The organism is Stenotrophomonas sp. YJH_SMC_16, assembly GCF_059367875.1.
Genome location: NZ_JCAFRH010000004.1, coordinates 171,930 through 197,750, shown reverse-complemented (window position 1 = coordinate 197,750; position 25,821 = coordinate 171,930). Strand labels below are relative to the sequence as shown.

General features: G+C 67.0%; 20 protein-coding genes and 1 riboswitch. Of the genes, 14 read left to right on the top strand and 6 right to left on the bottom strand.

Annotated features, from left to right (window positions below):
• Positions 1-8 precede the first annotated feature (8 nt).
• Positions 9-374 carry a hypothetical protein gene (locus AC5P6E_RS10765; RefSeq protein ID WP_010482007.1) on the bottom strand — a complete coding sequence of 122 codons (366 nt, stop codon included), beginning with the start codon at positions 372-374 and terminating at the stop codon, positions 9-11.
• A gap of 459 nt (positions 375-833) precedes the next feature.
• Between AC5P6E_RS10765 and AC5P6E_RS10760 the strand changes: the two genes are divergently transcribed.
• The 8 genes from AC5P6E_RS10760 to AC5P6E_RS10725 all read left to right on the top strand — a co-directional run bounded on the left by AC5P6E_RS10760 (position 834) and on the right by AC5P6E_RS10725 (position 14,489).
• Positions 834-1,373, top strand: a complete 540-nt coding sequence (locus AC5P6E_RS10760; RefSeq protein WP_010482005.1) for a fimbrial protein — start codon at positions 834-836, stop codon at positions 1,371-1,373.
• An 85-nt stretch (positions 1,374-1,458) separates the two neighbouring features.
• On the top strand, positions 1,459-2,187 hold the full coding sequence (locus AC5P6E_RS10755) for a fimbrial biogenesis chaperone (RefSeq protein ID WP_049411192.1): 729 nt from the start codon (positions 1,459-1,461) through the stop codon (positions 2,185-2,187).
• A 92-nt stretch (positions 2,188-2,279) separates the two neighbouring features.
• Positions 2,280-4,844, top strand: coding sequence for a fimbria/pilus outer membrane usher protein (locus AC5P6E_RS10750; protein ID WP_483698443.1), 2,565 nt, complete (start codon positions 2,280-2,282; stop codon positions 4,842-4,844).
• Entirely contained in the window at positions 4,835-5,869 is a 1,035-nt protein-coding gene (locus AC5P6E_RS10745; RefSeq protein WP_043397861.1) for a fimbrial protein, read from the top strand. Before AC5P6E_RS10750 ends, AC5P6E_RS10745 begins: the two co-directional genes overlap by 10 nt.
• A gap of 267 nt (positions 5,870-6,136) precedes the next feature.
• Complete coding sequence (gene wecB / locus AC5P6E_RS10740; protein ID WP_053442503.1) at positions 6,137-7,321, top strand: non-hydrolyzing UDP-N-acetylglucosamine 2-epimerase; 1,185 nt, start codon at positions 6,137-6,139, stop codon at positions 7,319-7,321.
• Positions 7,318-9,519, top strand: coding sequence for a hypothetical protein (locus tag AC5P6E_RS10735; RefSeq protein WP_483698365.1), 2,202 nt, complete (start codon positions 7,318-7,320; stop codon positions 9,517-9,519). Before wecB ends, AC5P6E_RS10735 begins: the two co-directional genes overlap by 4 nt.
• 6 nt (positions 9,520-9,525) lie before the next feature.
• Positions 9,526-11,673 carry a glycosyl transferase family protein gene (locus AC5P6E_RS10730; RefSeq protein ID WP_495230947.1) on the top strand — a complete coding sequence of 716 codons (2,148 nt, stop codon included), beginning with the start codon at positions 9,526-9,528 and terminating at the stop codon, positions 11,671-11,673.
• Entirely contained in the window at positions 11,670-14,489 is a 2,820-nt protein-coding gene (locus tag AC5P6E_RS10725) for an NfrA family protein (RefSeq protein ID WP_495230946.1), read from the top strand. The genes AC5P6E_RS10730 and AC5P6E_RS10725 overlap by 4 nt, the downstream gene beginning before the upstream one ends.
• Here AC5P6E_RS10725 and AC5P6E_RS10720 read toward each other — a convergent pair.
• The 3 genes from AC5P6E_RS10720 to ettA all read right to left on the bottom strand — a co-directional run bounded on the left by AC5P6E_RS10720 (position 14,483) and on the right by ettA (position 18,708).
• Entirely contained in the window at positions 14,483-15,448 is a 966-nt protein-coding gene (locus AC5P6E_RS10720; protein WP_483698361.1) for a DUF4434 domain-containing protein, read from the bottom strand. The two genes, AC5P6E_RS10725 and AC5P6E_RS10720, sit on opposite strands and share 7 nt — an antisense overlap.
• 154 nt (positions 15,449-15,602) lie before the next feature.
• Positions 15,603-16,919: an NCS2 family permease gene (locus AC5P6E_RS10715; RefSeq protein ID WP_005408048.1), complete on the bottom strand. Its 1,317-nt coding sequence runs from the start codon at positions 16,917-16,919 to the stop codon at positions 15,603-15,605.
• Between the two features lie 124 nt (positions 16,920-17,043).
• Positions 17,044-18,708, bottom strand: a complete 1,665-nt coding sequence (ettA, locus tag AC5P6E_RS10710; RefSeq protein WP_010481992.1) for an energy-dependent translational throttle protein EttA — start codon at positions 18,706-18,708, stop codon at positions 17,044-17,046.
• A gap of 254 nt (positions 18,709-18,962) precedes the next feature.
• Between ettA and AC5P6E_RS10705 the strand changes: the two genes are divergently transcribed.
• The 6 genes from AC5P6E_RS10705 to ribD all read left to right on the top strand — a co-directional run bounded on the left by AC5P6E_RS10705 (position 18,963) and on the right by ribD (position 23,674).
• Positions 18,963-19,436, top strand: a complete 474-nt coding sequence (locus AC5P6E_RS10705) for an RcnB family protein (RefSeq protein WP_019338039.1) — start codon at positions 18,963-18,965, stop codon at positions 19,434-19,436.
• A 185-nt stretch (positions 19,437-19,621) separates the two neighbouring features.
• Complete coding sequence (gene glyA / locus AC5P6E_RS10700; RefSeq protein ID WP_010481990.1) at positions 19,622-20,875, top strand: serine hydroxymethyltransferase; 1,254 nt, start codon at positions 19,622-19,624, stop codon at positions 20,873-20,875.
• A 67-nt stretch (positions 20,876-20,942) separates the two neighbouring features.
• The gene (locus tag AC5P6E_RS10695) at positions 20,943-21,362 is read left to right on the top strand and encodes a hypothetical protein (protein WP_061478417.1); all 420 of its coding nucleotides are present in this window, start codon (positions 20,943-20,945) and stop codon (positions 21,360-21,362) included.
• 27 nt (positions 21,363-21,389) lie between these two features.
• Positions 21,390-21,839 carry a hypothetical protein gene (locus AC5P6E_RS10690; RefSeq protein WP_262102794.1) on the top strand — a complete coding sequence of 150 codons (450 nt, stop codon included), beginning with the start codon at positions 21,390-21,392 and terminating at the stop codon, positions 21,837-21,839.
• A 149-nt stretch (positions 21,840-21,988) separates the two neighbouring features.
• Entirely contained in the window at positions 21,989-22,510 is a 522-nt protein-coding gene (gene nrdR, locus AC5P6E_RS10685; RefSeq protein WP_010481984.1) for a transcriptional regulator NrdR, read from the top strand.
• 78 nt (positions 22,511-22,588) lie between these two features.
• Positions 22,589-23,674: a bifunctional diaminohydroxyphosphoribosylaminopyrimidine deaminase/5-amino-6-(5-phosphoribosylamino)uracil reductase RibD gene (gene ribD / locus AC5P6E_RS10680; protein ID WP_197654989.1), complete on the top strand. Its 1,086-nt coding sequence runs from the start codon at positions 22,589-22,591 to the stop codon at positions 23,672-23,674.
• Positions 23,675-23,757: 83 nt separating this feature from the next.
• On the opposite strand, the gene AC5P6E_RS10675 is transcribed toward ribD, so the two are convergent.
• A complete protein-coding gene (locus AC5P6E_RS10675; RefSeq protein WP_495230945.1) occupies positions 23,758-24,642 on the bottom strand; it encodes a hypothetical protein in 885 nt (294 codons plus the stop codon).
• A 152-nt stretch (positions 24,643-24,794) separates the two neighbouring features.
• On the bottom strand, positions 24,795-25,415 hold the full coding sequence (locus tag AC5P6E_RS10670; RefSeq protein ID WP_010481980.1) for a hypothetical protein: 621 nt from the start codon (positions 25,413-25,415) through the stop codon (positions 24,795-24,797).
• Positions 25,416-25,603: 188 nt separating this feature from the next.
• A riboswitch (FMN riboswitch) is annotated at positions 25,604-25,749 on the top strand.
• Positions 25,750-25,821: the final 72 nt, after the last annotated feature.

Here is a 25,821-nt window from a genome sequence, read left to right as displayed (position 1 = left end):
ACGCCGGCTTACAGGTAGTCGACCACCACCAGGTAGGCTCCCTGCAGCGGCTGCTGCTTCGAAGCCTGCACGCTGTAACGCTCGGAGAAGGCGATATCGCCGGCGCGCATCGCGCTGGCCGACACCGACAGCTTCTGGCCCTGGCGCTTGCCGTCGCGCAGCGTGGCGGCCTGGCCATCGGCAAGGGCCGTCACGGCAACCGTCGAGCCCTTGGCCGACGGCGGGCAGGCGGCCAGGCTCAGCTCACCCTGGGACAGGGCCGTCGTGCAGCCCGGCTCGGCGATGCGGCCGCTGAAACGGATGCTGCCGCTGCTGGCCTGGGCCAGTGCGCTGACGGACATCAGGGCCACGCACAGCAGAATGGAGTTCCTCATGACACGTTCTCTGGTTCGGTGTGTCCTAGTTAGCGACAGGTTCGATCCGTCTTTAATAGGACAAATCCGAATCTGCTAGGGCCATCACCAAGAAAGAGTGATGCGCATCAAATAAGGCGATTTCCACTTGAAAAAAGCCTGTTTCCGCGCATGCCGAACGCGTCACCAGGAGCGTCATGCAGGGTCGTTTGTGACCTGATCCGGCCACCGTCACGTTCCCCGCGCTCCCTGAATCTCAATTTTGCCTATCACGTCACATTTAAAGCGTCAATGAATTGGCGTTCAGAAAAATAATGAGACTTTCATCACAGTTGTGCCTATACTTGCGTCACGGATTCAGGGGAAGGTATGTCCGAGTCCGGCCACAGGTGAGACGCAAGGATGGGTCTTGATAGCCCGGCAGTGCTCCTTGCTTCCTCCTCTACTTCTCATCTCTTCAGTAGGGTTAGGTAAAAGCGAATGCACAAGATCAATATCATCGCCGCTCTGATGCTGGCCGCCGCTCCGCTGGCCGCCAACGCCGCCGACGGCACCATCACCTTCAACGGCAAGGTGACCGACAAGACCTGCACCATCTCGACCCCGGGCGGCAAGGACTTCGCCGTCAACCTGCCGACCGTGTCCAAGAACACCCTGGCCACCGCCGGTGCCGTTGCGGGCCGTACCCCGTTCGCCATCAACCTGAGCAAGTGCAGCGCCGGCAACGTCGCCACCTACTTCGAGCCGGGTTCCACCGTTGACTTCAACAGCGGCCGCCTGGTCAACCAGGCTTCGGCCAACGCTGCCACCAACGTGCAGCTGCAGCTGCTGGGCTCGAACAACACGTTCCTACCGATCAAGGCGGCTGGCACCGGCCTGGCCCAGGACAACTCGCAGTGGGTGACCGTGGCCGGCGACGGCACCGCCAACCTGAACTACTACGCTGAGTACTACGCCACTGCCGCCGCCACCCCGGGCGACGTCACCAGCAGCGTCAAGTACACGATCATCTACAACTGATCGTAGTCGTACCCGCACTGGCCGGCGTACGCGCCGGCCAGTGCATCGCGGCCCCAGGCCACATACCTCGAGCGTAGTACTTCCGATGAAAGCAATCTTTCCCCGGGCGCTGCTGCTGGCAGCGTTCACGCTGCCCTTCTGCCAGAACGCTCTGGCCGGCGTGGTGGTCAATGGCACGCGAGTGATCTATCCGGCGCAGGCGCGCGAAGTCACCGTGCAGGTCGACAACGTGGGCGATTCGCCGGCGCTGGTGCAGGCCTGGATCGACAGCGGCGACGCCAACCAGACCGCCGATACCAGCGATGCCCCGTTCGTGCTGACGCCGCCGATCGCGCGCGTCGAACCGGGCCGCAGCCAGGCGCTTCGCCTGATCTTCTCCGGCGCGCAGCTGCCGACCGACCGTGAGTCGGTGTTCTGGCTCAACGTGCTGGATGTTCCGCCGTCTCCGGACAACGCCGACAGCGGCGAACAGAATTACCTGCAGGTCGCGTTCCGTTCGCGCCTGAAGCTTTTCTACCGGCCGCAGGGCCTGAAGGGCGTCGCCAACGACGCGCCCGCAGCGCTGCGCTGGACCCGCACCGGCGACCGCCTGCGGGTGGAAAACCCGAGCCCCTTCCACGTCACTCTGGCCGAAGTACATGCCGTGACCGGCAGCAGTGAAAAGGCCGTCGAGGACAAGGGCGCGATGGTCGCGCCGAAGCAGAGCCTGGAGTTCGCCGCACCGGCGGGCACTGACCAGGTCCGCTTCATCACCATCAACGACTACGGCGGCCGGGTGGAACACACCATCCGCCTCGGCAGCACCGGGGGCTGAACGCGCCGCGCTGGCCCTTGGCCTGCGCATCCCGCCACCGCCGCTGTGCGGCGAATTGAAGGAATGTCAGTGTGATCGGAAACAGATTGACATTGTCGATCCATCAGGCGCTTTGCCTGCTGGTTGCTGGCGTGGCCTGCCCAGGATGGGCGCTGGCTGCCCCGGCCAATCTCGGCGAACAGGCGCTGATGGCGCAGAGTGGTGCGGCCAATGCGCGCGCACCGGAGTCGGCCCAGTTCAATTCCAGCTTCCTGTCTGGCCAGGCCAAGCAGGTCGACCTGGCGGCCTTCAGCAACGGCAACCCGATGGTGGCCGGCAACTATCGTGTCGACGTCTACGTCAACGGTGCCTGGCAGGGCCGTCGCGATCTGCAGTTCAAGGCCGATGCGCAGGGCCGTGTCGACGCCTGCCTGCCGCTGCCGATGCTGGAAGAAATGGGCGTGGACAGCGAAGCCGTGCTGCTGCAGCAGGATCCGTCCGTGCCGACCGACAAGACCAGCTGCGTGCCGGTCCAGCAGCGCATGGCCAATGCCTATGGTGTCTATGACAGCGGCAACCTGCGCTACGACCTGAGCATCCCGCAGGTGTTCCTGCGCCGTGAGGCACGCGGCTACGTCAACCCGGCGCTGTGGGACCGCGGCATCAATGCCGGCTTCGTCGGCTACAGCTTCAATGCCATCGACAGCGACAGCCGTGTCGAAGGTGGCCAGCGCAACCGCAGTGCCTACCTCGGCCTCAACGCCGGCATGAACCTGGGTGGCTGGCAGTTCCGCCACGACTCCAACCTGACCTGGACCGAGGGTGACGGCCGCCATTGGCAGAGCATCGCCACCTATGCGCAGCGCGGCATCCCGCAGGTGCGCGGCATGCTCACCATCGGTGAGGCCTACACCACCGGTGAACTGTTCGACTCGATCGGTTACCGCGGTGCCAGCCTGGCCAGCGACGACCGCATGCTGCCCGATTCGCTGCGCGGCTACGCGCCGGTCGTGCGCGGCATCGCCGAGACCAATGCACGCATCGAAGTGCGCCAGAACGAGCAGCTGATCTACTCCTCCACCGTGTCGCCGGGCAGCTTCGTCATCGACGACCTGTACCCGACCGGCTACGGCGGCGATCTGGAAGTGAGCGTGATCGAGGCCGATGGCCGCCGCCGCGAATTCAAGGTGCCGTTCGGTTCGGTGCCTCAGATGCTGCGCGAAGGCGTGTCGCGTTACTCGCTGACCGCCGGCCAGGTGCGCAACAAGCTGCTGGCCGATGAGCCGTGGCTGGTGCAGGGCACCTACCAGCGCGGTATCGGCAACCAGCTGACGCTGTACGGCGGGAGTGCACTGAGCGACGGCTACCTGTCGCTGCTGTACGGCGTCGGCCTGTCCACGCCGGTTGGCGCGTTCGCCGCCGACGTCACCCACGCACGTACGACGTTCGACCACTACGGCAACCACACCGGTGCCAGCGTGCGCTTGAGCTACAGCAACATGATCGGCGAGACCGGGACCAACCTGACCCTGGCCGCCTACCGCTATTCGACCGAAGGCTTCTACAGCCTGCAGGATGCGCTGTACGGCCGTGATTCGGACAAGCGCGGCATCGATCCGACCACCCGTGGCCGCCAGCGCAGCCAGTTCCAGGTGACCCTGAACCAGCCGTTGGGCCGTCGTGGCGGCGCGCTGTACGTGACCGGCTCGGTGCGCGACTTCTACGACCGTTCCGGCACCTCCAAGCAGTACCAGGTCGGCTACAACAACGCCTGGCGTTCGGTGAACTACGGCTTCTCGGCGCTGCGCACCGAAGAGGGCGTACTCGGCCGCTCGGATACCCAGTACCTGCTGTCGATGAGCGTGCCGCTGGGCCGTGGTACCCACCCGGTGTCGTTCAGTGCTGATCTCGGCGTGCGCGACCGCGGGGGCTACGACAACAGCCGCGTTGGCATCACCGGTTCGGCCGGTGTCGACAACAACTTCAGCTATGGCGCGGCCCTGTCCGATTCCCGCGAGGGCAGCACCACCGCGATCGGCAACGTCGAATACCGCAGCCGCTATTCCGCATTGAACGCCAGCTACAGCCACTCGCGTGACTTCCGTCAGGCTTCGGTGGGTGCCAATGGCAGCGTGGTCGTGCATCCGGGTGGTTTCACCTTCACCCCGCAGCGTGGCGATACCATGGTGCTGGTGGAAGCACCGGGCGCGCGCGATGCGATCGTCAGCAACGCCCCGGGCCTGCGCGTCGATGGCCGCGGCTACGCCGTGGTGCCGTACGTGTCGCCGTACCGCCTCAACACCGTCACCCTCGACCCGCAGGGCATGGCCCACGACGTCGAGCTGGAAAGCACCAGCCAGTCGATCGCGCCGTTCGCCGGTGCCATCAGCTACCTGCGCTTCGATACCCGCAAGGGCAACGCGCTGCTGATCCAGGTGCGCAACCCGGATGGCCGCACCATGCCGTTCGGTGCGCAGGTCAAGGACGAGCAGGGCCAGCCGGTGGGCATGGTCAGCCAGGGCGGCCGCCTGTACGTGCGCAGTGAAAAGAACCAGGGCCACCTGCTGGTGGAATGGGGCGCAGGCGCCGACCAGCGCTGCACCGTCGATTACCAGGTTCCGGCGGGCGCCGATGCGTCCAAGACCGGCTTCATCCCGCTGGAGGCAGCATGCCGATGATTTCTTCCCGAGGCCGCAAGGCGCTGGCTGCCGTGGCCGTGCTCGGTGGTGTGTTGCTGGCGCAGCAGGCCAGTGCGTCGTGCCGCATCCAGTCCAGCTGGTTCACCGCGCAGGACGTGACCATGGACATGGGCCAGATCGTGATCCTGCCCAGCACGCCGGTCGGTGGCGTGATCAAGGAAATCAGCGAATCGATCACCCAGCAGAACAGCGTCGCGCGCTGCGACTGGTCCGGTGGCCGTTCCATCGGCGAGTACGTCAACGCAGCGCAGCGTCGGCCGGTCGCCGGGTTCTCCAATGTGTATGAAACCGACGTTGCGGGCGTGGGCATCCGCCTGTTCCGCGATTCCGGCGCCATCCAGACCTACTATCCGCACTCCATCAACTTTGCCGGCAACGCCACCATCTCGCTGATCGGCGGCACCTTCCGCATCCAGCTGATCAAGACCGCCGCGCAGACCGGCTCGGGCGTGATCGCGCCGAACGGTCGCTTCACCACCTATTACTTCGACGGTGATGGCGCCAGTCGTCCGGTGCTGACCTCGACCTTCAAGGGCTCGGGCACCACCGTGGTCAGCCCGACCTGCGAAGTGCAGGCCGGCAGCCGGAACATTGCCGTCGACTTCGGCAGTGTGCCCAACACCAGCTTCACCGGTGTCGGTTCCAAGGCGGTCAATCGTGACTTCGAGATCCGCCTGAACTGCCAGGGCAGCAATGTTGCGGCCTACCAGAGCAAGATCGGCATCCGCCTGGATGCCGACCAGGACAGCTCGAACATGCCGGGCGTGCTGAAGCTGAGCGCCGCCAGCAACAGCGCCACCCGCATCGGCATCCAGATGGTCCAGCGTGACGGCACCACCGAGCGCGAAGTCCGCTTCGGCCAGACCATCAACGTCGGCACCACCGCGCCGGGCACCAGCGTCATGGCGCTGCCGCTGCGCGCGCGCTATGTGCAGACCCAGGCCGGCACGGTCGGCGCCGGTGTCGCGAACGGCCAGGCCACGTTCACCATCCAGTACGAGTAAGGCGGTCCCAAGCTGCGGCCACTGCTGCGTTTCACTGCAACGTCGCCCGTTCCGCGGGCGGCGTTGACTGCGTCTTGATCTTCCAACGATGAAGATCAATGCCACGACGCGCGTACCATCATTCGAATGTGATGTACGTCGCGATTTTGGAGTTTCCTCATGAGGTGACCGTCTCCTGCCTGCGGGTGTTGGACGGGAACGCCGAAAGGATCCAGACGTGGCTACAGCTCCTGGCATTTCCTCGCGCCGTCCGTCCGGAGCGCTGCGGTGAAGGTCCTGTCGGTGTTCGGCACGCGACCGGAAGCGATCAAGATGGGGCCGCTGGTGCGTGCCCTGGGCGAGGCTGCGGATATCGAATCGGTGGTCTGCATCACCGGCCAGCACCGGGCAATGCTGGACCAGGTGATGTCGCTGTTCGAGATCACCGCCGACCATGACCTCGATGTCATGGTCCCCAACCAGACCCTCAATGGCTTGTGCGCGAAGCTGTTCGAGCGGCTTGACGCGCTGTACACGCAGGTCCGTCCGGACCGGGTGCTGGTGCACGGCGATACCACCACGGCGATGACCGCCGCGCTGGCCGCGTTCCACCACCGCATTCCGATCGGTCATGTCGAGGCCGGACTGCGCACCGGTGACATCAACCGGCCGTGGCCGGAGGAAATGAACCGGCGGGTGATCGATGTGGTCGGCCACCAGCTGTACGCGCCCACGCCCAGCTCGCGCGCCAACCTGGCCGGTGAACACCTCGGCGGGCAGATCCTGGTCACCGGCAACACCGTCATCGATGCGCTGCAGCAGACCGTGGAGCGCCTGGATGCCGACCCGGCGCTGCGTGCGCGGGCTGACGAACCCTTCCACATGCTTGATCCCGATCGTCGCCTGCTGCTGGTCACTGGCCACCGCCGTGAGAGCTTCGGCCAGGGCTTCGAGGACATCTGCCGCGCGCTGGCCGAGCTGGCCCGGCGGCCGGACCTGCAGGTGCTGTACCCGGTGCATCTCAACCCGAACGTGCAGGGCCCGGTCAACGCCCACCTCGGCCATCTCGACAACGTGCACCTGGTGCCGCCGCAGGACTACCTGCGCTTCGTGCGCCTGATGCAGCGCGCCGACGTCATCCTCACCGACTCCGGTGGCGTGCAGGAAGAAGCGCCGGCGCTGGCCAAGCCCGTGCTGGTCATGCGCGACGTCACCGAACGCCCGGAGGCGGTCGAGGCCGGTGTGGTGACGCTGGTCGGCACCACGCCTTCGCGCATTGTCGAGGCGGTCAATGCGGCACTGGCACAACCACCGCACCCGACCCACTTCGATCCCGATGCCAGCCCTTACGGCGATGGCCGTGCCGCCGCGCGCATCGTCGCCGCGCTGCGTGGCACGCCCCTTCCCGAATTCTCGCCCGGCCTCCGCAGCGGCGGTGCCGCCCACTCCCATCCACGCGAAGTGACGCCATGACCCAGACCGGCCGCTCTCCCCTGTTTGCATCCGCCGCCGCGTTCGTCCTGTCGGGGGTGGTTGGCAGTGCCCATGCCGCCGACAGCGTCGCCGGCCAGTTCGCCGAATGGAGCGGCGACAGCACGGTCAGCCGGCAGATGACCCTGCGCGAACTCGGTTTCCGCCAACCGCTGGTGCTCAGCGGGCAGGAGAGCCAGCGTGAGGTCTATCTGCCGGTGCCGGCTGGCGTTGCCACCCGCGATGCACAGCTGCAGCTCGATGGGCGCTATGTACGCGGGCACGCTGGGCGTACCTCGGGCTTGTGGTCGGTGGATGGCGATCCAATCGCCGCGCGCTCGATCACCGATGCCCAGGGCGATGCCAGCCAGCTGCTGGCCATCGATGGCGAACCCCGCCAGAACGGCTTCGTGCGGATCGGCGTCGGCTGGTGGTCAATCGTGTCCGACTACCAATGTGCCGACCAGAGCGCGCCGGCCAACGTGCTGCGGCTGTCGCCGGACTCGCGTTTCAGCTACCGCTTCGACGGCCGCGCCGTGGATACCGTGGCCAAGGCGTGGGGCGCGCTGCCCCCGCAGGTGCGCCTGCTGGTGGATGGCAAGGCACTGCAGGCGCCTGCCTACGATGCGGCCTGGCGCATCGGTACCGCAATGCAGGCCGGTGGCAAGCAGGTGCAGGTGGTGGCGCTGCCCAAGGTTGGTGACCGTGTCGACCTGACCGGCATCAGCATCCCGGCCAGCCTGCAGGGCGTGCCGGCCTATGCCGCGCTGGCCGCGGGCGAGCGGGCATACGCGATCAAGGATCTGGCCGAAGTCGGTGCGCTGCTGTCGCTGCGGGACAGCGGGCCGTTGGCCGCCGATGTGATGATCGGCAGTGATGCGCTGCGGGCCGGCGTGCGCGCGGCGCTGGATGCGCTGGCCGCACAGGTTGCCACCACTGGCGCCGAGGCGGGCACGGCGTTCGCCGCGTGGCGCGGTACCGACATGGGTGGCCTGGAAAAGCCCGCGACCAGCGCCTCGGTCAGCGTGGTGGCCGTTGCCGGCCGTCCCACGCTGGTGGTCGATCCGGCGGCGGCGGGCAAGGTCGCCGGGCTGCTCGCCGAGCAGTGGCGCAGCTATGCGCTGGGCCGCAGCCTGCAGGTCAGCGCAGCGGGCACGCCGAAGCTGGACGGTGACCAGGTGCTGCTGAGTCGGCTCGGCAACATCGCCGGCACGGTGGATGTCGTCACCCGCGCGGACCGCAGTGCCACCTTCGACCTCGGCGCGCTGTCGGCCGATGGGCGCCTGCCCGAAGAGGTGGTGATCGACGTCTCGGCGGCCCCCAACGCGGCCGGGCAGGGCGCGGTGGCCACCATCCATTTCAACGATTACCTGCTGGGGGGCAAGGTGTTGTCGGCCAACGGCCAGCCGCAGCGGCTGGTGGCCAAGGTGCCGGCCTATGCGCTGTCGGCGCGCAACGAGATCCGGGTCAGCTTCCTGCGCCAGCCGGCACGCCCCTATTGCCACGATCCGGCCACCGCCTATCCGGTATCGATCCTGCCCAGCAGTCACCTGACCCTGGCCAAGCGTTCGCTGGGCAGTGATTTCGTCGGTGCCAGCAGCCAGCTGTCACGCGGCAACCAGGTGTTCGTGCCCGCCACGTGGCTGCAGGATGCGCCGGCATCGCTGCGCAAGGTGATCGCGGTGGCCAGTGCAGTGGGCGCCTCGCCGGAGGCGTCGGCGCTGAAGGTGGTCGATGCCGGTGCGGCGGTCAGCCCGGGTACGCCGTGGCTGGCCTTCGGTGTGGCGCCGTCGGGTGTTGATGTGGCCGGCCTGAAGGACGGCCACCTGCTGATCGGCGGGAAGCCGCAGCCGCTGCTGGATGTCGGCGGCCTGGATCGCGCTGCGGTGGTGCAGGTCGGCACCTCCGGCGGCCAGCTCGGCGTGCTGTACAGCGACCTGGGCGCACAGGCACCGTCGTTCGGCGCACCGTTCCGGCTGCTGCGCGGTGATCTTGCGGTGCTCGACGGCAGTGATGCCGTGCGCGAGTTCGATCGCCAGGATCCTTACGGAAGCCGCGTTGCCCAGGATGGCAATCCGCAATCGAAGTGGGAACGGCACATGGTCTGGTTGCTGCTGCTGGTCGGCGTGATCGTGTTCGCGCTGCTGGCCGCCCGCGTCACCCAGGTGCGCCGCCGCAAGTCCGCCAACACAGGGCACTGATCCACCGTGGACGGTCTGTTCTGGAACATCCAGCTGGCCAACTATTACGCCGCCCTGGAAACCACGGCGGCGGCGGTGGCCGTGCTGATCCTGATCTCCAGCCTCGATGACCTGTTCATCGATGTCTGGTACTGGGTTCGCGAGAGCTGGCGCGCGCTCACCATCAAGCGTCGCGAAGCGTACCGGCCGCTGACCCAGGAAGACCTGATGCAGCGGCCGCAACAGCCGCTGGCGATCATGGTGCCGGCGTGGATGGAATACGACGTCATCGCGCAGATGGTGGAGAACATGATCAACGTGCTCGACTACCGCGAGTACGTCGTGTTCGTCGGCACCTATCCCAACGACCAGCAGACCATCGACGAAGTGGAGCGCATGCGCCGCCGCTACAAGCGCCTGCGCCGCGTGGAGGTGCCGCACGACGGGCCGACCAGCAAGGCCGATTGCCTGAACTGGTTGATCCTGGCCATCTTCGATTACGAGAAGCGCCACGACATCGAATTCGCCGGGGTGATCCTGCACGACAGCGAGGACGTGCTGCACCCGATGGAACTGCGCTTCTACAACTACCTGCTGCCACGCAAGGACATGATCCAGTTGCCGGTGACCTCGCTGGACCGCGAGTGGTACGAACTGGTGGCCGGCGTCTACATGGACGAGTTCGCCGAATGGCACGCAAAGGATCTGGTGGTGCGCGAGAGCGTGTCCGGCATGGTGCCCTCCGCGGGCGTGGGTACCTGCTTCTCGCGGCGCGCGCTGCTGGCGCTGAGCGCACAGACCGACAACCAGCCCTTCAATACCGACAGCCTCACCGAGGATTACGACGTCGGTGCGCGGCTGGCGGCGATGGGCATGCAGTCGATCTTCGCCCGCTTCCCGGTGCAGTTCCGCGTGCGCCGTCCGTCATGGTTCGGCTGGGGGCCGGTGCGCGAGCGTACCCAGCAGATGGCGCTGTGCGTGCGCGAGTACTTCCCCGACAACTTCCGTGCCTCGTACCGGCAGAAGGCGCGGTGGGTGCTGGGCATCGGCCTGCAGAGCTGGGAGTCGCTGGGCTGGCGTGGATCACTGGCCACCAAGTACCTGCTGGCGCGCGACCGCAAGGGCATCATCACCTCGTTCGTCAGCATCATCGCCTACATCATCTTCCTGCAGCTGCTGCTGTTCTGGCTGTTGAAGATGACCGGGCTGTGGACGATGCAGTTTCCCAGCGTGTTCCAGGCCGGTACCTGGCAGATGAATGTCGCGCTGCTGACCACCGCAGCGCTGGCGACCCGGGTCGTGCAGCGCTTCTATTTCGTCAACCGGTTGTACGGCTGGGAGCATGCGTTGATGTCGATCCCGCGCATGGTGGTCGGCAACATGATCAATTTCATGGCCACCGCCCGTGCCTGGAAGGTGTTCCTGGCCTACCTGCTGTTCGGCAAGCGCATGGTCTGGGACAAGACAATGCACGACTTCCCCGATGCGGCGCAGCTGGTGCAGACCCGCAAGCAACTGGGTGAGCTGTTGACCACCTGGCAGGCGGTGGAACCCGAGCGCCTGCAGCAGGCGCTGGACCAGCAGCAGGCAGGCCGCCAGCAACCGCTGGGCCGCATCCTGCTCACCCAGGGCTGGCTGGATGACGAGACCCTGGCCGAGGCCATCGCGTTCCAGGGTGACCTGCCACGCGCGGTGATCGACGTGGATTACCTGCGTGCCTGCCAGTTCCCGGTCAGTGCCGATGCCTGCGTGCAATGGCGCATGCTGCCGCTGCCGCCGCGCCAGGAAGGCACCCTGCGACTGGCCGTGGCCAGTCCGCTGCCCGAGGACGCCGTGGCATTGCTGAAGCAGGAGACGCGCAGCGAGCACATCGAACAGAGCATCGCCCGCGAAAGCGAGATCAACGCGGGCCTGCGCCTGATCGGTGGCGAACGGCAGTGGCACCTGGACAACGTGCCCCTGCTGGGCGACCTGCTGGTGGAAATGCGCCTGATCGATCACGCACGCTTCGAGATCGCAATGGACGACTACATGCCGCAGCGCGACGGCCGCATCGGCGACTACCTGGTCAAGCAGGGCATCACCACCGAAGAGGCCGTGGCCCAGGCCATGCAGGAGCAGCGCCGGCGTGCGGCCACGCTGCAGTCGCCGCCGCCCGGAGCCTTGCCGGCATGAAGACCACGCTGCTGTCCACCGTCATTGCCGTGGCACTGGCCACGGCCGCCGCGCCGGTGCTGGCGCAGGCCGATGCTGCACTGCCGCTGTCCGGTGCGGCCTACCGCATCGCCGAGCAGGCGTTTGCTGCCTATGAACGTGGCGATTACCCCACGGCCTACCGGCAGTCCAGCGAAGCGATCCGGCTGCGCCCGGACGTGGTGCGGCTGCGCCTGCTGCAGATCTATGCGCTGCAGAAGCTTGGTCGTGGCGAAGAAGCACAGCAGCAGGCGCGCCGTGCGCTGGACGCGGGGATGAGGGATCCGGCCTTGCCTGCGCTGGCCGCCGCGCCCAGGACGACCACAGGTGCAGCGCGTGGCACAGCGGTGCCGCGTGCACCCGCAACGGTGGCCGGCCACAACAACCGGCAGGCCTACATGTTGGCAACCGAAGCCTATGCGGCCTACGACGCCGGGCAGATGGGCATCGCCGCCAGCAAGGCCGAACAGGCGTTCCGGCAGCAGCCGGAACAGGGCGCATGGGCCCTGCTGTGGGTGGCGGCGCTGGAGGCACAGCAACAGCCCGAACAGGCCGACGCCGCCATCGGCACCGCGCTGCAGCTGGGCGCACCGAATGTCGAAGCGCTGCGCGCGCGGCGCGTGACACTGGGCCGCCAACGCGCGCTGCTGCAGGCACAGCAGGCCTATCAATTGCTGTCCGCAGGCGAGGATGCCGCCGCCATTGAGCAGGCGCACGCCGCCGTGGAACTGGCACCCGACGTTGCTTCATACCGGTTGCTGCTGATCACCGCGCAGCTGCAGGGCGATCAGCTGGCCGACGCTGAGCACAGTGCTGATCAGGCATTGCAGGTGGACGCCAACGATCTCAATGCCCGGGTGATGCGTGGCTACCTGCGCCAGCGCCAGGGCAGTACGCTGCGGGCCAATGAGGATTTCGATGCCGCGCTCGCCACGCCGGGATCAACCGCGCAGCAGCGCAACGTGCGCCTGCTGGCGGTGGATGCGGCGCTGGCCGCAGGTGATCGGGTACGCGCAGCTGCACTGCTGGCACCGTTGCAGGCGGCGCTGCCGGCAGGTGAAGGCGATGCACGGTCACGGCAGCTTCTGCAGCAGGGCATCGCGCAACGCAGCCGGGCGATCCGTTCCAGTCGCGACCTTCCCCGCATCAGCGCCGAAGCCTACCCGCCACCGGTCCAGCACTGCCCGTCCGGGGACAGCGGCAACGTCTGCGAACTGGTGCCGGCCGATCTGCAGGGGGATGGCGGTGCCGCACAGCGTGCCTACGCTGCCTACGCGCGCCAGGATTACGCCGATGCCATCGGTGAGGCGCGGCAGGCCGTGCAACTCGCACCGGACGACGCGAACCTGCAAGGCCTGCTGACCACCACGCTGGCGGCGGGCAACCGTGCCCAGCAGGACGAAGCGCGGCAGCGCCTGGATACGGCACTGGCACAGCGTCCTGATGACGCGGGTGCACTGATGCAGCGCGGCTACCTCAACCAGAGGGCCCACGAACCGGCGCGCGCACTGGCCGACTTCCGTGCCGCCGAGGCCACCGGAAAGGCACCGAAAATCGTAGTGCTCGACCAGGCCTACGCCAGCGCAGCCAACGGCGACCATCCGCAGGCGGTGATGCTGCTGCGCAGCGCCATTGATCGCGCCGATGCCGGTGAGCTGCCACTGGATGCGCACCAGCGCTACAACGTACGCAATGCTATCGCCAACTATTCGCGCGAGTGGGGCGTGATCGCCTCGGCGGGTTTCCGAGGTGCGCGCCAGGCGGCGACCAATGTCGGCGGCGCTGCGATCAGCACGCCCGGCGATTCGGTGTTCAGCACGCTGGAAGCGTTCTGGCGGCCCCCGGCCTTCAACGACCAGCATGGCACGCTGGAACTCTACGCACGCCTGCTCAACACGCTGTACGACGAGGGCGGCACCTACGAATCGATCCGCGCGGTGGACCCGTGCAACGGCGAATCAACGCCGGATGCGCGTGCACGCGCCGAGCGCCTCAGCCACTCGCGTTCCACTACCGGCTGGCCCTCCACAATCGCGTCCTTCGGCATGCGCTACGCGTTTGGCCAGACCGGTCTGAGTGCTGGCATCGAGCGCCGACAGTTCCTCGGCAGTGCAACCCGCCAGGGCGAGGTCTACCCCGAATCGGCCGCAGTGCAGTGCCGCCTGCAGCTGGCCCTGAACCGGCCACTGGAAGCCAGCACGCTGGCGCGCTACCGGCTGGCCAGTGGTTCCGGTGGCTGGATGTCCTACCTGACCTATGGCTACTACCATGGCACCGATCTGCGCACCGATGTGAACCAGTGGTGGATGGTCAGTGGCTACGCGCAGGGGGGATACACCTGGGACGACAACGGTGCCACCTTCACCCTCGACGCGCTTGATGCCAACGGCACGCCGGTGCGGCGCCTGGGTGAGGCCAATGGGCGCCTGCATCGCGAACAGTGGTTCGCTGCCGGTGAACTGCGCGCCGGGCGCAGTTTCCGCTTCGGTGCAGGGCAGACGCATTGGGTGGTCACACCCTATGTCGTGGTTGGTGCCGATTGGCTGGACCAGCGCTCGCGCGTGCGCGACATCCGTTATCCGCCGTTCCCGGCGCAGTCGTTCGCGCTCAACGATACGCAGCGCAGCTGGTCACTTGGCGCAGGGCCGGGCGTGGGCGTGCGTTACGGGTTCCGCGAGGACCACTACAACACGCCGCGTTCCTACCTGGACCTGACCGTGCAGTACCGCTTCGCGATCGGTGGCGGTGATACACAGCGCGCCAAGGGCCTGTTCGCTACCGCCATCCTCTACTATTGACGCAGGCCCCAGCGTCGCCGCAGCGCTGCGGCCTGCGGCGTGTCCTGGGTCAGCCATGGCTCCAGTGCATAGACCAGCACGTGCTGTGCGCCGCTGTCGCGTGCCCATGCCAACTGCCGCTGGATACGTGCGGCATCGGCGGTTTCGCCCTTGAATCCGCTGCCGTCGGCAGGGCCGCCGGGCAGTTCGCGGAACAGTTCGACGATCACATCGAAACCGATGCCGTGTGCATGGAAATGATCGAGCAACGGCTGGAGCTGCTGCACGTTGCCGGCACCGGCCACCCCCACGCCATCCTGCACCATCGGCCGTAGCGTGGCCTGTGCCAGCACCGCCTGCCACAGCGTGACCAGGTTGCCATCGGTCTGCAGGCGGCTGAAGTAACAGGAGATCGCACAGTCACCGCCGCGCGTGCTGGCGGCCTGCACCAGCCCGTGCAGCCACTGCGCCAGCCATTGCTGGCGGGCCAGATCGGCCCAGTGGTACTGCTCCAGTTCGTAGGGCAGGTACCAGCCCCCGAAGGCCGGCTGCTGCGCCCAGGGTGCCTGTGCCAACCAGCTGCGTGCGTACGCCAGGCTCTCGGCCAGGAAGGCCTTCAGCGTGGCGTCGTCCGCGGCGATGGCCTGCCACCAGCGTTGCTGGAAGGGCAGGCCGACGCGGATGCGGATGCCGTTCTCGCCGGCGGCGGTGAACAGCTGCTGCAGGCTGCCGTCGGGCAGTGACCAGTCGCCGTCGCTGCCACCGACGATGCCGGTCCATTGCAGCACCAGCTGACGGCAGCCCAGGGTATGCGCAAGCTTCAAGGATCGCTGCCAGTCGGCCAGGCCCCATTGCAGGTGGCTGCGCCACGGCTGCAGGAAGGTGCCATCAACCTGCACCGGCAGCGAGCAGCCGGGCAGGGTGGCGAGCGTAGCGGCCAACGGCGCCAGCACTGCCGCGCGCAGCAAGCGACGGCGCAACGGCGAAGAAGGATCCGCGGGAAGGTCGGGCCGAACCATGCCCGCATCATCCCAGAGCGCCGTGCGTGGCGGGTGAACCCCGCGTCCGGTAGTCCCGGTCGCGGGCCGAAGCGTGCTCTGGTAGCGCCGGCCGCTGGCCGGCATCGCCTACCGCTTATTCCAGCGCGTAGCGCAGGGTAAACAGCACCGCCACCAGCCACACGGCCGGATGCACTTCGCGCCAGCGCCCGGTACCGGCCTTCAGCGCGGCATAGGCAATGAAGCCGAACGCCAGGCCGTTGGCGATCGAGTAGGTGAACGGCATCGCCAGCGCACAGAGTGCGGCTGGCACCGATTCGGTCAGGTCGCTCCAGTCCACTTCCACCAGCTCACGCAGCATCAGGCCAGCCACGAACAGCAGTGCCGGCGCGGTGGCATAGCTGGGCACCATTGCCGCAAGCGGCGAGAACAGCAGCGCCGCCAGGAACAGCGCCGACACCACCAGCGCGGTCAGGCCGGTGCGGCCGCCCACCTGCACGCCCGAGGCGCTTTCGGCAAAGGCCGTGGTGCTGCTGGTGCCAAGCATCGAACCGGCCACGATCGCGGTGCTGTCGGCCAGCAGCGCACGGCCGAAACGCTTCTGCGCGCCCGGCAGCTTCAGCAGGCCGGCGCGACCGACCACGCCGTACAGCGTGCCGGTGGCATCGAACACTTCCACCAGCACGAACACCAGCACCACCTGCAGCAGCACTGCGATCGGTGCGCCGCCGTCATGGTGCAGCAGGCCCGGCAGGTCCAGCTGCAGGAAGGTGGGTGCGAGGCTCGGCGGCAGCGAGACCAGGCCCTGGTACTGCACGTCGCCCAACGCCCAGCCCGCGCCGGTCACCGCCAGGATGCCGATCAGGATCGCACCGCGGATGCGGCGTGCTTCCAGCACCGCGATCAGCAGGAAGCCGGCCAGTGCCAGCAGCGGCGGCGCCGTGTTCAACGGGCCCAGCGCCACCAGCGTGTCTTCATTGCCGACGATCACGCCGGACTTCTGCAGCGCGATGATCGCCAGGAACAGGCCGATGCCGGCCACGATGGCCGAGCGCAGCGACGAGGGGATGCCGGACACCAGCCACGCACGCACGCCGGTCAGCGACAGCACCAGGAACACCAGGCCGGAGATGAACACCGCACCCAGCGCCTGCTGCCACGGCAGGCCAGCGGCACCGACCACGGTGAAGGCGAAGAACGCGTTCAGGCCCATGCCCGGTGCCATGCCCACGGGGAAGTTGGCGGCCAGCGCCATCACCGCCGAACCCAGCGCCGCAGCCAGGCAGGTGGCCACGAACACCGCGCCCGCGTCCATGCCGGTGGTGCCGAGGATCTCGGGGTTCACGAAGACGATGTAGGACATCGTCAGGAAGGTGGTGACACCGGCCAGCAGCTCGGTACGCACGGTGGTGCCGTGCTGCTGCAGCTGGAACAGGCGCTCGAACAGGGACATGGGGAATCTCGACCCGTTGGTGGTGGGTACCGACCGTTGGTCGGTACGCCTTGAAGCGTCACCACCAACGGTGGTGACCTACCGAAAGGAGAAAGGCCGCGCGAGCGCGGCCTTTCCGGTTGCCTTATTTCAGCGCCTTGAAGCGCAGGCGCTTCGGCGCAGCGTCGTCGCCCATGCGGCGGCGCTTGTCTTCTTCGTACTCGCGGTAGTTGCCCTGGAAGAACTCCACGTGCGAGTCGCCTTCGAACGCCAGGATGTGGGTCGCGATGCGATCCAGGAACCAGCGGTCATGCGAGATGACGAAGGTGTTGCCCGGGAACTCCAGCAGCGCATCTTCCAGTGCACGCAGGGTTTCGATGTCCAGGTCGTTGGACGGTTCGTCGAGCAGCAGCACGTTGCCACCCTGCAGCAGGGTCTTGGCCATGTGCAGGCGGCCACGCTCACCACCGGACAGCGAACCGACCATCTTCTGCTGGTCCTGGCCCTTGAAGTTGAAGCGGCCGATGTAGGCGCGCGACTGGATCTCGATGCCGTTGATGTTGAGGATGTCCAGGCCGCCGGCGATTTCCTGGAAGACGTTGTGGTTGCCTTCCAGCGCGTCGCGGCTCTGGTCCACGTAGGACAGCTTCACGGTCGGGCCGACCACGATCTCGCCGGTGTCCGGCTTTTCCTGGCCGGTGATCATCTTGAACAGGGTCGACTTACCGGCACCGTTCGGGCCGATGATGCCGACGATGGCGCCGGCCGGCACCAGGAAGCTCAGGTTGTCGAACAGCAGGCGGTCGCCGAACTTCTTGGAGACGTTCTTGAACTCCATCACCGCATTGCCCAGGCGCTCGCCCGGCGGGATGAAGATTTCATTGGTCTCGTTGCGCTTCTGGTAATCGACCGACTGCAGCTCTTCCAGGCGGGCCAGACGGGCCTTGCCCTTGGTGCGGCCGCCCTTGGCGTTCTGGCGCGACCACTCCAGTTCCTTCTGGATCGCCTTCTGGCGGGCCTTTTCCTGGTTGTCTTCCTGCTTCAGGCGCTCGTCCTTCTGGGTCAGCCAGTCGGTGTAGTTGCCCTTCCACGGAATGCCGCGGCCGCGGTCCAGTTCCAGGATCCATTCGGCGGCGTTGTCCAGGAAGTAGCGATCGTGGGTGACCGCCACCACGGTGCCGGTGTAGCGCGCCAGGAACTGTTCCAGCCATTCCACCGACTCGGCGTCGAGGTGGTTGGTCGGTTCGTCGAGCAGCAGCATGTCCGGCTTCTGCAGCAGCAGGCGGCACAGGGCCACGCGGCGCTTTTCACCACCGGACAGCTTGCCGACCACGGCATCCCACGGCGGCAGGCGCAGCGCATCGGCGGCCACGTCCAGCTGGTTTTCCAGGGTGTGTGCGTCGCCAGCGGCCAGGATCGCCTCCAGGCGCTCCTGTTCCTTGGCCAGCGCGTCGAAGTCGGCGCCTTCCTCGGCGTAGGCGGCGTACACCGCTTCCAGCGCGGCCTGGGCCTGCAGCACTTCGCCCACGCCTTCCTCCACCGCTTCACGCACGGTCTTGGTCGGGTCCAGCTCCGGTTCCTGCGCCAGGTAGCCGACCTTGATGCCCGGCTGCGGGCGGGCTTCGCCCTCGAAATCGGTGTCCACGCCGGCCATGATCTTCAGCACGGTGGACTTGCCGGCGCCGTTCAGGCCCAGCAGGCCGATCTTCGCGCCCGGGAAGAAGGACAGCGAGATGTCCTTGATGATCTGCCGCTTGGGCGGGACCACCTTGGACACGCGGTTCATGGTGTAGATGTATTGCGAGGACATGCGGTCTCCGTAGGCGCGGCCCTGCGCCCGGTCCGTCACGGGAAGATCCCGTTGCGGCAGCGGGCACAGACTGAAATGGAATACCGCCAATTATAGCCGGAACCGGTTCCGGGCCGCGCCCGGGAAGGGGGCGCCGGGCTGGCCGCCGCCTGAATACTGCGTCACAGTCCTGCAACGGGAAGCGTTTCCAGCCGGAAACGGTTCAGATCGGTTGCGCAATATGGGCTCACCACCCACCCGAGCAGAGGTCTGACATGCGCATCAATCGAGTAATGGCCAGTGCCGTGGCCTCTGTGCTGGCGCTGGGCGCCGTGGCCCCGGCGTTCGCCGACAACGATCATCGCCGCAACCACGACCGCCGCGAATGGCGCGAGGATCGCCGTGAGTGGCGCCACGACCGCCGTGACTGGGAGCGCGACCGCCGCGAGGCCCGGCGCGACTACCGCCAGGATCGCCGCGAGTGGCACCGCGACCATGACCGCTACTACCGCCCGGCGCCGCCGCGTGTGGTGTACCGCCCGGCCTATGGCCCGGGCTATGGCTGGAAGGTCGGCCATCGCTACCGCGACTACTACCGCGGCCCGATCTATGTGGTGAACGACTACCCGCGCTATCACCTGCGTCGCCCGCCCTACGGGCACCACTGGATCCGCGATGACCGCGGCAACATGCTGCTGGTTGCCATCGCCACCGGTGTGATCGCCCAGTACGTGCTCAGCAACCGCTGAGGATCGTGGCCGGGGTCGGATCCCTTTCCAACGGAAAGGGCTCTGACCCCACATCAATCGAAACCATACGGGGCCGGATTCCTTCGGGGATGCCGGCCCCGTCCGTTTCGGCCCCAGCAGGCCGGTGCGGGGCTACAATCGGGGGCTGAGCCGTACCCCCTTTTCCCTGCCTGCTGGAGTACCCGATGTTCCCGCGTGACGTCCGCATCGAATCCTACGATCCCGAACTGGCCAAGGCCATCGCCGCTGAAACCCAGCGCCAGGAAGACCACGTCGAGCTGATCGCCAGCGAGAACTACACCAGCCCGGCGGTGATGGAAGCGCAGGGCAGCCAGCTGACCAACAAGTACGCCGAAGGCTACCCGGGCAAGCGCTACTACGGTGGCTGCGAATACGTGGACATCGCCGAGCAGCTGGCGATCGACCGCCTCAAGCAGCTGTTCGGGGCCGACTACGCCAACGTGCAGCCGCACAGCGGTTCGCAGGCCAATCAGGCCGTGTACTTCGCCCTGCTGCAGCCAGGTGACACCATCCTCGGCATGAGCCTGGCCCACGGCGGCCACCTCACCCACGGTGCCAAGGTGAATGCCTCGGGCAAGCTGTTCAACGCCGTGCAGTACGGCGTGAACGATCAGGGCCTGATCGATTACGACGAAGTCGAGCGCCTGGCCCTGGAGCACAAGCCGAAGATGGTCGTGGCCGGCTTCTCGGCCTACTCGCAGGTGATCGACTGGGCACGCTTCCGCGCCATCGCCGACAAGGTCGGTGCCTACCTGTTCGTGGACATGGCCCACGTTGCCGGCCTGGTCGCCGCAGGCGTGTACCCCAGCCCGCTGGAGCACGCCCACGTGGTCACTTCCACCACCCACAAGACCCTGCGCGGCCCGCGCGGCGGCATCATCGTCGCCAAGGGCGCCGACGAAGACCTGGTCAAGAAGCTGCAGTCGATCGTGTTCCCGGGCATCCAGGGTGGTCCGCTGATGCACGTCATCGCCGGCAAGGCCGTCGCCTTCAAGGAAGCGCTGGAACCGGGCTTCAAGGCCTACCAGCAGCAGGTGGTGAAGAACGCCCAGGCGATGGCCAACACGCTGATCGCGCGCGGCTACAAGATCGTCTCCGGTGGCACCCAGAACCACCTGATGCTGGTCGACATGATCGGCAAGGACGTGTCCGGCAAGGACGCGGAAGCGGCGCTGGGCAAGGCGCACATCACCGTCAACAAGAACTCGGTGCCGAACGACCCGCGTTCGCCGTTCGTGACCTCGGGCCTGCGCCTGGGTACCCCGGCGGTGACCACCCGTGGTTACGTTGAACAGGACTGCGTGGACCTGGCCAACTGGATCGCCGACGTGCTCGACGCGCCGAACGATGACGCCGTGATCGCCCGCGTGCGCGACGCCGTCAGCGCGCAGTGCCGCAAGTACCCGGTCTACGGCTGACCGGGGAGTGGGGTCGGATCCCTTCCCGCAGGGAAGGGCTCTGACCCCAGCATTGGAGTAACCGCGCATGGATGAGCGCCACCTCAAGTATCTGTACACCGCCCTGGCGGTGCTGCTTGGCCTGCCCAGCCTGGTGATGGGCGGCGCGGCAGCGACCATGCTGCTGCTGATGGGGCTGGGCCAGTTCGGTCACGGCACGCTGGCCTCGGTGACGGTGATGCCGCTGTGGGGCCTGGCCGGCATTGCCGGCTGCCTGGCCTGGTTGTGGCTCAGTGCGGGTTTTCTGATGCAGGGGCGTGCCGGGCTGCACGTGCACCGTCTCTGGTGGTGGATGCTGCTGGCGGGCGGTCTCGCCGCCTTGCCCCCGCTGGGGCTGGCGCTGTGGTGGGGCGTCACCGTGCACGCCGAAGGCATCACCCTGTTGCTGCTGGGCCCGTCGATGCTGGTGCCGGCTGCGATGCTGGTGTGGATCAAACGCTGCGCATGACGTGGCCCATGGAAGGACATCGAACGCATGGATGAGCGTCTGCACAAACGCTGGATGGCGATCGCCGGCCTGCTGGCAGGCCTGCCCACCGTGGCGGCAGGCGGCACGGGTGCCGTGCTGGGGCTGATGGTCGTATGGGATGGCAAGTACCTGACAGGCGACGAGCACACACTGTTGCTGCTGTGGTCGACGGCTGGAATCATCGGCCTGCTGTCGTGGTTGTGGCTGAGCGGCCTGTTCCTGAGGCGTGGCCTTGTCGGCCTGCGCGATTCCCCGGTTGTCGCCTGGGTGGGGTTGGCGCTGGGGGGGCTGGCCGCATTGGCCGTGGTTGCCGCCACGCTGTACTTCACCTTCAAGCACGGGGAGATCTCGACATTGGCCTTCCTCGGCTTTGGCCCACCGTTGCTGGTGATGGCCGGGCACCTGGTGTGGCTGCGCTGGGCACGCGCAGCCTCGGTGCCGCCGGCACCCGGTTGAGCGCACAGCGCTGACCGCGCTGGAGGCTCTGTTCGGCCGAAATGCAGGCACTTCCGCGCAGACAGCATTTGCTGCGGGGCCCTTTCTCAGGTACCTTTGCGACGCTGCCATGACCGTGGCAATAGGTACTTCCCTGAGCCAGGCGTTCCATGCATTGCCCCTTCTGCCAACATGCCGATACCCGGGTCATCGACTCGCGCGTCTCCGAAGACGGCGCGACGATCCGTCGTCGGCGTGAATGCGAAGCCTGTGGCGAGCGCTTCAGCACCCTGGAAACGGTTGAGCTGAAGCTGCCGGCCATCGTCAAGAGCGATGGCACCCGCGAGGCGTTCGACCAGCGCAAGGTCCGCGCTGGCTTCGACCGCGCGCTGCAGAAGCGTGCGGTGGCCGAAGACAAGATCGAGGCGGCCGTGCGTGCGGTGGTTCACCAGCTGCGCATCAGCGGCGAGCGCGAAGTGCCTTCGATCAAGGTCGGCGAGTTCGTCATGAACGAACTGCGCAAGCTCGACCACGTCGGCTATGTGCGTTTTGCTTCGGTCTACCGCAGCTTCGAGGACGTGGCCGATTTCCGCGAGGAGATCGAAAAGCTGGAACGCGACCTGCCGTCCAGTACCGAACAGCTGCAGCTGCTGGGTGACGTGATTGCCCTGACCAAGAAGAAGAAGGGCTGACCGCCTCTGCCCCGGTAGATGCCAACCTTGGTTGGCACCAATGGCATGGATGCACACCGGCGGCGTTACCATGGCCGCATGACCACCCCGTTCTCCGTCCTCGACCACCTGCACATGGCCAACGCACTGCGCCTGGCCGAGCGTGCCGCCTACACCACCCGCCCCAACCCGATGGTCGGCTGCGTGATCGCCCATGGCGAACGCGTGGTCGGGCAGGGCTGGCACCAGCGCGCCGGTGGCCCGCATGCTGAAGTGTTCGCGCTGCGCGAGGCCGGCAGCGACGCCCGTGGCGCCACCGCCTACGTCACCCTGGAACCCTGCGCGCACTACGGGCGCACGCCACCGTGTGCACTGGCACTGATCGAAGCGGGCGTGTCGCGTGTGGTCGCGGCGATGCGCGATCCGTTCCCGAAGGTCGATGGCGGTGGCTTCGATCTGCTGCGCAATGCCGGCATCGACGTCGCCGAAGGGCTGATGGCGGCACAGGCGCGCGAGCTCAACAAGGGTTACCTGTCGCGCGTGGAGCGCAACCGCCCGTGGCTGCGGGTGAAGCTGGCCACCAGTCTGGATGGCCGCACCGCGATGGCTGATGGCAGCTCCAAGTGGATCACCGGCCCGGCCGCGCGCGAAGACGTGCAGCACTGGCGCGCACGTGCGGGTGCGATCCTGACCGGCGCCGACACCGTGATTGCCGACGACCCGATGCTGACCGTGCGCCTGGCCGATACCGAGGTGATGCCACCGCTGCGCGTGGTGCTTGATTCACGCCTGCGCTCGCTGGAGTGCAGCCGCGTGCGCGAGGGTGGGGCGCCGACGTTGTACCTGCATGACGCAGCAGTAAGCGCACCGGATGCGGCCGACGCCGAATTTGCCAGCGTCCCGGGCAGTGGTGGCAGGTTGGATCTTGGTGCGGTGCTGGCCCTGCTGGCCGAGCGTGGCATCAACGAAGTGCATACCGAAGCCGGCGCGACGCTGGCCGGTGCCTTGCTGCGCGGCGGCTGGGTGGACGAGCTGCTGCTGTATCAGGCGCCCACGCTGCTGGGCGATAACGGTCGTCCGCTGCTGGCCGGCCTCGGCATCGAGGCGATGGACCAGCAGCGGCGGCTGCACGTGGTGGATCAGCGGCAGGTGGGTGAGGACATCCGCTTGTTGCTGCGGTCGTAGCGCAATGACATGCGCCGGGCATTGTCCGGCGCATGTCGTGGGATGGAACCGCCGGGCATGGCCCGGCGCTACCGCTTACCACCTCACGCGCATTCGTCGGTCCACATCATCTCGGCGATCGGGCGCAGTGCCTTGCACTCCTGCGTCATCTCCTCGGCCGACTGCACCTGCGCCTTGGCCTTCAGTTCCTCGGCCATCGCATCCACGCCGCTGATCTGCTCCGGCGCGATCTTCGCCACGCAGGCGCGGTGCTGCTGCAGCAGCAGGTCGCAGCCCGGTACGCCGGTTACTTTCGGCGCGCTGGCGGCCTGTGCATCCTGCATCCAGTCCTCGAACGGCGCCAGCGCACCGGCTACGGTGCCCACCAGATCATCGAAATTACCGCTGTACCAGTAGCCGTTGTCCTTGGCCGGGTACAGGGTGAAGGTGCCGCTGACCGGCACGCGCACGCCACTCTGCAGTGCCTGGGTGTAGGCATCGGTGAACTGCTTGCGCGCGGCCGGGCTGGCATCAGACGCGAGACTGGCGGCAAACAGCGGGCGGACCTTGCCCAGGTCGGGCAGCTGGCAGCTGTAGGTGATCCGCGCCAGCTTCTGGTCTTCGACGTATTCGTTGTCTTCGACCACGCTCTTGGTCGCGCGGCACTTCGAATCACGCAGCGCCTTGGCATACAGCACTTCGGTGGCCGCAGCGTCGGACTTGTCACCGGCGCTGGCCAGCACGGTCTGCCACGGCTCGGCCAATGCCTTGGCCAGCGCACCCGGGTTGGGGGTCACGGCGTCCTGGCCTTCGAACGCCGGCTTCAGTGCGTCGTTGAGCGTGCGCGTGGCGGCCGCGTCGTCTTCCAGCAGCACGCGTGCGTACAGGTCGAAGGCCTGCTCGGGCGTCAGCTGGGCCGGTGCAGCGCTGGCAATCAGCGGGGCGCACAGCAGCACGCTGGCCAGAAGGGTACGGGTGGGGGTCTTCATGACGGTGTTTTCCTGTTCCAGAGGCGCGCAAGCCTAGCGCATCCAGCGCTACTTTCGATGGCGGCCAGAGGTCACATGGCGGTGTACCCCGGCCAAAAAAACGGGCCCCTTGCGGGGCCCGTTCGATCGCACGACGAGGAGCGATCGTTGGATCAGAAGCTGGCGCGCACGCCGGCCGAGTACTGGGTGACGTCACGGTAGCCGGAGATCTCGCCCACCAGACCCCAGGTCCTGGTGAAGTTGATCTGGCCGCCGACGGTGCCGACCCAGGTGCCCTTGAAGTTGTTGCCGCCGTCCATGTAGCCGGCCTTGGCCCAGGCTTCGGTCATGCGCGACGGCTTGCCGCGGATGCCCAGGGTGGCGCGGCCCAGGTTGGTGTGGTCCTTGTAGCGGTCGCTGTAGCCGTCGTAACGGTCGGTCAGTTCAGCGCTCTGGCGCACCCAGGCGATATCGGCGGTGAAGTCCAGGCGGTCGGTCCACGGCATGTGGTAGCCGATGCCCAGCTCCGGCTGATTCAGTTCCAGCTTCAGCGAGCCGTCGCTGTAATGGTAGGTCTTGCTGGTGCGCGACCAGCCACCGAACACGTAGACCTGTTCGGCGATGGCCACAGAGCCACGCAGGTAGCCGCCGTCGACCTTCGGGTCGTCCAGTGCGTTGTCGTCAACCTTGACCTGCGTCCAACCACCTTCGACGTAGGTGTAGCTCAGGGCGTCGGCCGAAGCCGAGAGCGGGGCGGCGGCCAGCAGGGCGGCCACGATCAGCATCTTGCGCATGGGAATTCCTGTGAATTTCAGTCCTTTGGCGGGCCTGCCCCAGCGGGCTGCCCGTGGCGACCTCATGTCGTCCGGGGTGGAATTTTAATGAAAGTTTTACAAATTGCGAGCGACGGCCGTCACAGCTGTGGCATCCGACCCCGTTCAGCCCGGGCTGGTACACTAGCCACGCCGGTTCGCCGGTACACAAACGTCTTCAGGGCGGGGTGCAATTCCCCACCGGCGGTAGGTGCGCAAGCACGAGCCCGCGAGCGCCCCGGCCTACGGCCGGGGGTCAGCAGATCCGGTCCAATGCCGGAGCCGACGGTCATAGTCCGGATGAAAGAAGACGGTGCCACAGGGCTCATGCCCTGCGCGTGCCTGTTTGCCTTGCGGCGTTTTTCGCTCACTTTTCGCGGAGAACGTT